The sequence below is a fragment of the Streptomyces recifensis genome (assembly GCF_002154615.1).
GTDB classification, from domain to species: domain Bacteria; phylum Actinomycetota; class Actinomycetes; order Streptomycetales; family Streptomycetaceae; genus Streptomyces; species Streptomyces griseoluteus.
This window is the reverse complement of the sequence record NZ_MUNH01000709.1, coordinates 1-3,459: the sequence shown is the minus strand read 5'-3', so window position 1 is coordinate 3,459 and position 3,459 is coordinate 1. Positions and strand designations below refer to the sequence as shown.

The 3,459-nt window shown below is 71.6% G+C and carries 2 protein-coding genes and 1 riboswitch; of the genes, one reads left to right on the top strand and one right to left on the bottom strand.

Annotated features, from left to right (window positions below; genetic code table 11):
• A partial coding sequence (locus tag CCN33_RS28695) for a PRC-barrel domain-containing protein (RefSeq protein WP_086696311.1) occupies positions 1-370 on the bottom strand: 370 nt, incomplete at its 3' end.
• Between the two features lie 119 nt (positions 371-489).
• A riboswitch (glycine riboswitch) is annotated at positions 490-584 on the top strand.
• A gap of 174 nt (positions 585-758) precedes the next feature.
• Between CCN33_RS28695 and gcvP the strand changes: the two genes are divergently transcribed.
• Positions 759-3,459: aminomethyl-transferring glycine dehydrogenase (gcvP, locus tag CCN33_RS28690; protein ID WP_107484015.1), on the top strand; the 2,701-nt coding region annotated here is incomplete at its 3' end.

The following is a 3,459-nucleotide window of genomic DNA, read 5'->3' as shown; positions in this document are numbered from 1 at the left end:
GTTCCTCGGTGCCCGCGACCCTGCCGAAGTCGCGGTCCGGGGTGGGCCGGGCGGAGGGGCCCACCGCGAGGCCGTAGTGGTGGTAGAGCTGGAGTTCCTGCTCCGGGGAGAGATGACGGCCCACGCCGAAGTCGGGGGCGTCCTTGATGAGGGCGCGTTCGAAGGGGACGCGGAGCGCGCCGTCGACCAGTTCGCTGGGCTCCAGCGGGACGAACGCGTCGCGGGAGAAGAGGCCGGTGCGCACCGCCGCCCATTCCGGGACGCCGGTCGCGTCGTCGAGGTACACCTCGTCTATGGTGCCGATCTTGGTGCCGGCGCGGTCGAACGCCTTGCGGCCGATCAGGCTGCGCGGATCGATGTCGGTCTGCACGATCCCTCTCCCTTCACATGGTCGCAACTCATCCGTAAGCACTACAAAAGAGCACAATCAGCCGGGCGGCCACTCGAACGCCGTGCTCAGGACCCCGCTGGTAGGCTGAAGTCGGCTGCTGACCCCGTGCGGGAGAGTCCTCCGAGTCATTCGGAGGCGCCGAAGGAGCAACTCCTCCCCGGAATCTCTCAGGCCCCCGTACCGCACGGACGAGGTCACTCTGGAAAGCAGGGCGGGCGCCGTGGCTCCCGCCCTCACCGACGGTGCAAGCCGGGGTCCGCTGGCCCCCGGTGAAGCTCTCAGGTACGAGATGACAGAGGGGGAGGCCGGTGGGCACCCGAGCCGTGGTGCCCCTCGCAGGTCGCGTCAGACCAGGAGGCCTCCGCACATGACCGCCCCTCGCATTCCGCTCGCCGAGCTCGAAGCGGGCATCCCCTTCGAGCAGCGCCACATCGGCCCCGACCAGGAGGCGCGGGCCAAGATGCTCGCGCAGGTCGGCTACGGCTCCCTCGACGAGCTGACCGCCGCCGCGGTGCCGGACGTGATCAAGAACGCCGACGCGCTCGACCTGCCCGGTGCCCGCACCGAGGCCGAGGTGATCGCCGAGCTGCGCGGGCTCGCGGACCACAACCAGGTCCTCGGCTCCATGATCGGCCTGGGCTACTACGGCACCTTCACCCCGCCGGTCATCCTGCGCAACGTCATGGAGAACCCCGCCTGGTACACGGCCTACACGCCGTACCAGCCGGAGATCTCCCAGGGCCGGCTCGAGGCCCTGCTGAACTTCCAGACGATGGTCGCGGACCTCACCGGGCTGCCCACCTCCGGTGCCTCCCTGCTGGACGAGGGCACCGCCGCCGCCGAGGCGATGGCGCTCTCCCGGCGCATGGGCAGGAACAAGAAGGGCCTCTTCCTGGTCGACGCGGACACCCTGCCGCAGACCGTCGCCGTCATCGAGACCCGAGCCGAGCCGGCCGGTGTCGAGGTCGTCGTCGCCGACCTGAGCGAGGGCATCCCGGCCGACGTCGCCGCCCGCGACATCACCGGCGTGCTGCTCCAGTACCCGGGCGCCTCCGGTGCCGTGCGCGACCTGAAGCCGGTGATCGAGCAGGCGCACGCGCTCGGCGCGCTCGTCACCGTCGCCGCGGACCTGCTGGCGCTCACCCTGCTCACCTCGCCCGGTGAGCTGGGCGCGGACATCGCCATCGGCACCACCCAGCGCTTCGGCGTCCCCATGGGCTTCGGCGGACCGCACGCCGGTTACATGGCCGTGCACGAGAAGTTCGCCCGCAGCCTGCCCGGCCGCCTGGTCGGTGTGTCCGTCGACGCCGACGGGCACCGTGCCTACCGCCTGGCGCTCCAGACCCGCGAGCAGCACATCCGGCGCGAGAAGGCCACCAGCAACATCTGCACCGCCCAGGTGCTGCTCGCCGTCATGGCCGGCATGTACGCCGTCTACCACGGTCCCGACGGGCTGCGGACCATCGCCCGCCGCACCCACCGCTACGCCACGATCCTCGCCGGGGGACTGCGCGCCGGCGGTGTCGAGATCGTGCACGGCGCCTACTTCGACACCCTCACGGCGCGCGTGCCCGGCAGGGCCGCCGAGGTCGTCGCCGCCGCCCGCGAGGGCGGGGTCAACCTGCGCCTCGTCGACGCCGACCACGTCTCCCTGGCCTGCGACGAGACCACCAACCGGGCTCAGCTCGAGGCCGTCTTCGCCGCCTTCGGCGTCGAGGGCGACATCGAGGCGCTCGACACGGCGGCCGAGGACACGCTGCCCGAGGCGCTGCTGCGCACCGACGACTACCTCACCCACCCGGTCTTCCGCGAGCACCGCTCCGAGACGGCCATGCTGCGCTACCTGCGCAAGCTGTCCGACCGCGACTACGCGCTCGACCGGGGCATGATCCCGCTCGGCTCCTGCACCATGAAGCTGAACGCGACCACCGAGATGGAGCCGGTCACCTGGCCCGAGTTCGGCGCGCTGCACCCCTTCGCCCCCGCCGAGCAGGCCGAGGGCTACCTCACCCTCATCCGCGAGCTGGAGGACCGGCTCGCGGAGGTCACCGGGTACGACAAGGTCTCCCTCCAGCCCAACGCAGGTTCCCAGGGCGAGCTGGCCGGACTGCTGGCCGTACGCGCCTACCACCGGGCCAACGGCGACGCGCAGCGCACCGTCTGCCTCATCCCGTCCTCCGCGCACGGCACCAACGCGGCGAGCGCCGTGATGGCCGGGATGAAGGTCGTCGTCGTGAAGACCGCCGGGGACGGCGAGATCGACGTCGACGACCTGCGCGCCAAGATCGAGCAGCACCGCGACGAGCTGTCCGTGCTGATGATCACCTACCCGTCGACGCACGGCGTCTTCGAGGAGCACGTCGCCGACATCTGCGCCCAGGTGCACGACGCCGGCGGCCAGGTCTACGTGGACGGCGCCAACCTCAACGCCCTGGTCGGCCTCGCCAAGCCGGGCCACTTCGGCGGCGACGTCTCCCACCTGAACCTGCACAAGACGTTCTGCATCCCGCACGGCGGTGGCGGCCCCGGCGTCGGCCCGGTGGCGGTCCGCGCCCACCTGGCGCCGTACCTCCCCAACCACCCGATGCAGCCCGCGGCCGGTCCGGAGACGGGCGTCGGCCCGATCTCGGCGGCGCCCTGGGGCAGCGCGGGCATCCTGCCCATCTCCTGGGCGTACGTCCGCCTGATGGGCGGCGAGGGCCTCAAGCGCGCCACCCAGGTGGCCGTGCTCTCCGCCAACTACATCGCCAAGCGCCTCGAGCCGCACTTCCCGGTGCTCTACACCGGCCCCGGCGGCCTGGTCGCCCACGAGTGCATCATCGACCTGCGCCCCCTGACCAAGGCGACCGGTGTCAGCGTGGACGACGTGGCCAAGCGCCTGATCGACTACGGCTTCCACGCGCCCACCATGTCCTTCCCGGTGGCCGGCACGCTGATGATCGAGCCGACCGAGTCCGAGGACCTGGGCGAGCTGGACCGGTTCTGCGACGCGATGATCGCCATTCGCGCGGAGATCGAGAAGGTCGCCTCCGGCGTCTGGCCCGCCGAGGACAACCCGCTGCGCGGCG